Raw genomic sequence first — 6,718 nt, forward strand, 5'->3', positions numbered from 1 at the left:
CGTGGGGACACATGTATGTCAATCCTGGTCTAACAGAGCCAAAGAAAAAGCCTCCATAGGTTTCCCCGCGGAGGCTTTTGTGACAAAGATTACTCGTCGACGTCAGTATTGCCGTCGGCCTTCTTTGCGTCAGCAGTCTCGACATCGTCAGCATCCTCAGATGCGACGTCGGCATCCTCCTGCATGGCCGCCTGCGCAAATGCCGCGGCATCGGCCGCCAGCTCCTCCTCGCTCATACGAGGCGCACGCTTCTTGGTCGGCATGCCGGCCGCCTTGGCATTGCGCTCCTCCTTGGCTGCCAGGATATCGCCCTCGCGCTCAAGGTAGGCATCCCACTCGTTGTCGAGCAGGGCGTTCACGGCGTCGCCTTCGACGGTTTCGCGCTCAAGCAGCACCTTCGCCATCAGGTCAAGCTGATCGCGACGAGCATCCAAAATCTCGACCGCACGACGATGGGCCTCACGCATAATGCGCTGGACCTCAATGTCGATGCGACGCGCCGTCTCCTCGGAGTAATCCTGGTGATCGGCGTAATCGCGGCCCAGGAACACCTGATGCTGCGCCTCGCCAAACACCTGCGTGCCCAGCTCCTCGCTCATGCCCAGACGCGTGACCATCTCGCGCGCCATCTTGGTCGCGCGCTCCAGATCGTTGCTCGCGCCCGACGTGATGTCGTCGCACATGAGCTCCTCGGCAACGCGGCCGCCCAAGAACACGGCAAGCTCGTCGAGCATCTCGTTCTTGGTCTTGAGGAAGTGGTCCTCCTGCGGAAGCTGCAGCGTGTAGCCCAGGGCCTGGCCGCGACTGACAATCGAGATTTTGTGGACCGGATCGGAGTGCTCCAGGATGTGACCAACCAGGGCGTGACCGCTCTCGTGGTAGGCGATCGTGGTGCGCTCGGCCTCGGTCATCACGCGACCCTTGCGCTGCGGACCGGCAATCACGCGCTCCATCGATTCCTCGACCTCGTCCATCGATATCACGGAACGATGGCGGCGAGCGGCCAGCAGCGCAGACTCGTTGAGCAGGTTCGCCAGATCGGCGCCGGTAAAGCCAACGGTCATCTGGGCGAGCTTCTCAAACTTAACGTCCTCGTCCATCGGCTTATTCTCGGCATGCACGCGCAAGATCTGCTCGCGGCCCTTTACGTCTGGACGGTCGACCGTAACCTGGCGGTCAAAACGGCCGGGACGCAGCAGCGCCGGATCCAGAATGTCGGGGCGGTTGGTGGCGGCGATCAGGATGACCGACTCGCTCTCCTCAAAACCGTCCATCTCGACCAGCAGCTGGTTGAGCGTCTGCTCGCGCTCGTCGTGACCGCCGCCCAAGCCGGCTCCGCGCTGACGTCCCACGGCATCGATCTCATCGATGAAGATGATCGACGGGGCCTGGGACTTGGCCTCCTTAAAGAGGTCGCGCACGCGGCTGGCGCCGACGCCCACGAACATCTCGACAAAGTCGGAACCCGAGATGCTAAAGAACGGCACGCCCGCCTCGCCGGCAACGGCCTTGGCCAGCAGGGTCTTACCAGTACCCGGAGGGCCCACCAGCAACACGCCGCGCGGAATCTTGGCGCCCAGCTTTCGATAGCGATCCGGATCGCTCAAAAAGTCGCGGATCTCCTCGAGCTCCTCGACCGCCTCGTCCACACCGGCAACATCCTCAAACTTGACCTTGGGGCGCGTTGCCTCGTTGGTCTTGGCGTTGGTCTTGCCAAACTGCATGTTCCTGTTGTTGGCGCCCATCATCTGGCGCATAAAGTAGAACATGATGGCGATCAGGGCGATCGTCGGAAGCACGCTCATCGCCAGGTCGCCCCAAAAATCGGGGTCATTGGTGTTGACGATGTACTTGGTATCGGGGTGCTCCGCCATAAGCTCGGCAAGCGAATCGGAGCCGACATAGGTCGAGGAGAAGCTCTTGAGCTCGCTCGTGTCGCCCTTGTCCTTCTTCGTCTTCCAGTAATGACCCGTCACGCTTCCGTCTTGAACCGTATAGGTCAGATCTTCGACGCGATCCTGCTTAATGGCGTTGACCATCTCACTCGTCGCGAGCTTTACGGTATTGCTGGAATTGGCAAAGCCGGAGCCCATGTTAAAGAAGGCGTAGCCCAGAAGCGCGCAAGCCAAAATAAAATACAGCCAGCCCGTACGCGTGGGCTTCTTGCCTCCGGGCATCCCCGGGATCTTAGGCTCCCGGGGAGTCTGGGAATTGTTATCGTTACGGTCGTCGGGCATCTTACGAATAAACCTCCGGTTTCAAAATGCCCAGATACGGAAGGTTACGATAGCGCTCGGCATAGTCGAGGCCGTAGCCCACCACAAAGGCATCGGGGCAATGGGTTCCAACATACTTGGGCGTGACGGCCGAGGTACGGTCCTCAACGTCCTTCCACAGGAAGGCGGCGACCTCCAGAGAAGCGGGCTTGCGGCTCTCGAGGTTCTTCATCAGATACTTGAGCGTCAGGCCCGAGTCCAGAATGTCCTCGACGATCAGCACGTCGCGGCCACGGATGTCGATATCCAGGTCCTTAATGATACGCACGATGCCGGAGGACTTCACGCCGTCGCCATAGCTCGAAACAGCCATGAAATCGATGTTGGTCGGCAGCTCGATCTTGCGCATCAGGTCGCCCATAAAGACCACGGCGCCGCGTAGGACCGCAATCAGCACCAGATCCTTACCCGCGTAGTCGCGAGTAATCTGCTCGCCTAGGCGAGAAACGATACCGTCGATATCCTCCTGCGTAAACAGAACCTTCTCGATATCCGGATGTTGAGAAGCCATGACAACCCTTTCTTGTGCTTATCGCCCACACACCGCCGTATGGACGCGAACTACACATTCTAGCAGCGCACGGGGTATATTTACCAGCCCGTGCGCCATCAGCGCGGGAATACCGTCAACGTCGCACAGAATAGTAGGCGCAAGGCGCTATTCCGCATCGACTACGCGGAGCAGATATGCCACGCGCGTTGCGGCCGTGCATTTAAAACGCTCGTCGGCCCGAACGCCCGCAACCCACACCACGGCTCCCCCCGGAGCCGTTCTTATCACGGGCACGCCAGAGCGTTCGGAAACGGGAATGCGCGCCTCGTTGAGCAGGTCGGACACTTTCTTGCTTCGACCACTCATTCCCAGCGGGCACATCACATCCCCCGGCACAGGGTTATCCACCCACAAGCGCGCCGATCGAGCCTCAGCGGGAATCTCTCCGCACGAGCCAGCGAGCATCCGATCGCTATCGCGGTCGGCAAAGCCCAAGGCCGCCGCATCCACGATAGCGGCTACCTCTCCGGCAGCCACAAGCTCGCGGGCTCGATGCACGACATCGTATCCCGGCTCAACGGCCATCGGCTCGGCCACCAGCATACGCCCCGCCCCCAAAGACAGGCGCCCGGGAACGGAGACCCAGTCGGCAACTAAGCCCTCGCGCGCCACCGGGGCCTTGAGTGCCAGCATTCCAAACTCCACGCGCGCATCAATTCCCGCCGGGAGTGTGACCGAGCCCGCACCCTCGGCAACACAGGCGAGCACGCGCTCCACATGCCGCATCTCCGGCCGAGCATCGGGGTCGATGCGCTTAATTGCCAGTCGCACCATGCGCCGGGCAATCACCACCTCGGCCGCGGCAAGGCGGCGCGCGTCGAGGACCAGCGCACCCGCCACTTCCTTGCGCAGGCAGCTTCGAAACGCCTGAGCCGAAAGCTGAGACAAAAACGCATCCTCGTCGCCCAGGATCTCGCAAGCGGCACCAATCGTCTTGCAGACGTTCGCGTTGCGCTGTGCCACCACCGGCATCACCCGGTGGCGCACATAGTTGCGCAGGTACGAAACGTCCTCGTTGCTCTCATCCTCCCGCCACAGCTGGCCATGCACCTGCAGATAGTTCACGAGCTCATCATGCGTGAGGTCGAGCAAGGGGCGTACCACGATGTTCCGACGGCGTGGAATGCTCGATAGACCAGCGGGCCCCGACCCCTTAATCGCATTCATCAAAAACGTTTCCGCGCGGTCCGATGAGGTGTGCGCCGTACAGATGCGGGCCGCCGTCCGCGGTGCGCCCGTCTGGGCGCAGAGATCACGAACGTATCTCCGTGCCGCGGCATAGCGTACCTCGCGGGCAGCCGCCTCGATATTGCCCGATTCATCATCAAAATAGGCATGCTCAACACACAGCGGCAAGCCATATTGCGCGCAGAGCTCGCGCACAAAGGCCTCGTCGCCATCGGACGCCTCACCACGCAGGTGATGATTTACATGCAGTACGTGCAGACGCTCGCGCGCAATGGAAGCGACGCCGCGCCCGTCCATGATATCCAACTTTGATGTGCATGCCATAAGAAGCAAGGCCGTCGAGTCCGCACCACCTGATACCATGAGCACCACAGGAGCAGCCGTCTGCCGCGTCGCTAGGGCGTAATCATCCGCCCTCGACGCAGCATGATGTCCATAGTGCTGAGATACCGTTGGCATTCGCTTCCTCCTCTATTCGTCCGCACCCATTGTATCCTTTGGAATCTTATGTCTCGCCTGCACCTTCATATCCTCGGCAGCGGCTCAAAAGGCAACTGCGCGCTCATCGAGGGGCCGCAAGGTCTCATCATGATCGATGATGGCCTGTCCCGCCGCGAGACACTTAAACGCATGGCGGAGCTCGGCCTCTCGGCAGACGACGTTGCCGCGCTTGTAATTACCCATGAGCACACCGACCACATCAAAGGGCTCGATGTATGGTGCAAGCACTGGCATGGTCCCCTCTTTGCCAGCAGGGGCACGCTTTCGTGCAAAGAAACCCTCGCACATCTACCCGTAGAGGAATTTGACCCCGGCGACACGCTTTCCATTGCCGGCATCCGCGTGCGAACCTACCCAACATCGCATGATGTCATCAATCCTGTCGGTTATCGATTCGACACTTTCGATGACTCCATTGGCTTTGCCACCGACACCGGAGAGCTAACCAAACAAGCTATAGACACCCTCGAAGACTGCCGAGTTCTTGCACTCGAGAGCAACCACGATGTGGCCATGCTGCGCCAAGGAGATTACCCCCGCTTCCTCCAAGAGCGAATTTTATCTGCAAAAGGCCATCTCTCTAACGACCAAGCCGCCGACGCAGCGCGTGGGCTCGTCACCGATCGCACCGAACAGCTCATTGCGATGCATATCAGCCAAGATAACAATCGCCCGAGCCTTACCGTCAAAAGCTATGCCAAAGCTCTAGCCGCAACCCTGGATGACGAGGTCGGCAGTTCCGCCACCCTTCTCCAAGGATCGCGAAAACTCTCGATACGCCCCGCAAGCCAGCATCGACCAGCAACCATTCAATAGTCTGTCCTAGACAGCAAAAGGGGCCGGGAATCGCTTCCCAGCCCCTTTTGCTGTCTTTTAATAGCGCGGAGCACCAACGAAGTTAGTCGATGGAGATCTTCGTAACGTTCTTCTTCTCGACGATCTTGGGAACCGTTACGGTCAGGATGCCGTCAGCATACTTAGCCGAGAGGCCCTCGCTCGAAGCGTCCTTGAGATACACGCCGCGCGTCGCGCTGTACGAGCTGAACTCCTTCTGCAGGAAGTTCTTGCCCTCGTTCTCCTCGTCCTCCACAACGTTCACGCTAATGGACAGACGGCCTTCATTAAGCTCAACATCGATGTCATCCTTAGCCACGCCGGTCAGATACGCCTTGACCTCATAACCATCGCCCTTGTCCTCGACATCAACGGGGAACGCCTTGGAAGCAATCGAGTTGTTTGCAAGGTCGGTCATGTCATCAAACAGATCGAACAGCGAGCTAGCAGAAGGACGAACGCCAAAAACCGAACGATAAGGAACCATGCTTGCCATGTTTACCACTCCTTTTAAGGACTGCCGAGCCATCTTCTAAGTGACTGGGACTTCTTTTGACGCTCTTATATATGCCCACACAGTGCTTAGATATACATCGACTATAAAGTTTTTTGAGTCCAGTACTATAAGCATATCTAAGTGTGTATGACTCAAGTTTTAGTAAGGTTAAGGTTCTTTGAACCAGAGCTTAAATAACGAGTATGTTCGCAGCTACAAATAACAAGGGGCTTACAATGAGCGCGTACACGTTGTTGGTAACGAGCTAAAGGGCATCATGGACGACCGAAACCAGAACAAAATGTTTATGCCGACGCAGGGGGAAGATACTTCCACGCAGCCGCCACGGTTCCACCGCCCCCACATCTCGCAAGGGCCCATCAATGATCCGGAGCCCGAGTATGTGACGAGAAATCGATATCAAACACTCGAGGATGCCCAAACGGGATGTAAACATATGGGCGTCGCCTCGGGAGACCCTGTATATCTGAAAGACGCACCATTATCTAAAAACAGCGCAGTTAGTGATGAGCCACTGAAAGCATCCGCCGCTCATCAACAAAGAGGTCCTCGACCAAAGCAAACCTTGACGAACTCGGCTCGCTATCTAGAAACGCCAAAACAGGGCAAATCAATCTTCGTTTCGTCAAGTAAACGACGCAAGCAACATCGACTGGCAATCCTGCTTTTGATCATTACAGCCATAGCAGTTGCCCTTGTTATTCGTTTTATTTTCTTTAAATAAAAGCTCAATACCAAAAAAGAATTAAATCGTCTGGCGTAAATGAGTCATTTATGCCCCGTAAACGCAAAAAAGGGGGAGGCCGCTAGGCCTCCCCCTTCTCCATTTCCTCTGACGGCTCGGTGCCG

At 58.0% G+C, this 6,718-nt stretch carries 6 protein-coding genes; 2 read left to right on the forward strand and 4 right to left on the reverse strand.

Features of this window, described 5'->3' with window-relative positions; genetic code table 11:
- Positions 1-89: 89 nt before the first annotated feature.
- The 3 genes from ftsH to tilS all read right to left on the reverse strand — a co-directional run bounded on the left by ftsH (position 90) and on the right by tilS (position 4,476).
- On the reverse strand, positions 90-2,237 hold the full coding sequence (gene ftsH, locus DXB98_RS09785; RefSeq protein WP_117743985.1) for an ATP-dependent zinc metalloprotease FtsH: 2,148 nt from the start codon (positions 2,235-2,237) through the stop codon (positions 90-92).
- A 1-nt stretch (position 2,238) separates the two neighbouring features.
- Complete coding sequence (gene hpt, locus DXB98_RS09790; RefSeq protein ID WP_055251779.1) at positions 2,239-2,787, reverse strand: hypoxanthine phosphoribosyltransferase; 549 nt, start codon at positions 2,785-2,787, stop codon at positions 2,239-2,241.
- 147 nt (positions 2,788-2,934) lie between these two features.
- Complete coding sequence (gene tilS / locus DXB98_RS09795; protein WP_199407176.1) at positions 2,935-4,476, reverse strand: tRNA lysidine(34) synthetase TilS; 1,542 nt, start codon at positions 4,474-4,476, stop codon at positions 2,935-2,937.
- A 48-nt stretch (positions 4,477-4,524) separates the two neighbouring features.
- Between tilS and DXB98_RS09800 the strand changes: the two genes are divergently transcribed.
- Positions 4,525-5,334, forward strand: coding sequence for an MBL fold metallo-hydrolase (locus DXB98_RS09800; protein ID WP_117743987.1), 810 nt, complete (start codon positions 4,525-4,527; stop codon positions 5,332-5,334).
- A gap of 82 nt (positions 5,335-5,416) precedes the next feature.
- Here the strand turns inward: DXB98_RS09800 and DXB98_RS09805 are convergent, their stop codons facing one another.
- Positions 5,417-5,848, reverse strand: coding sequence for an Hsp20/alpha crystallin family protein (locus tag DXB98_RS09805; protein WP_055251783.1), 432 nt, complete (start codon positions 5,846-5,848; stop codon positions 5,417-5,419).
- Positions 5,849-6,125: 277 nt separating this feature from the next.
- Here DXB98_RS09805 and DXB98_RS10120 point away from each other — a divergent pair, with 277 nt between their 5' ends.
- Entirely contained in the window at positions 6,126-6,593 is a 468-nt protein-coding gene (locus DXB98_RS10120) for a hypothetical protein (RefSeq protein WP_147330328.1), read from the forward strand.
- Positions 6,594-6,718: the final 125 nt, after the last annotated feature.

The organism is Collinsella sp. OM07-12 (genome assembly GCF_003438275.1).
In the GTDB taxonomy this organism is placed as follows: domain Bacteria; phylum Actinomycetota; class Coriobacteriia; order Coriobacteriales; family Coriobacteriaceae; genus Collinsella.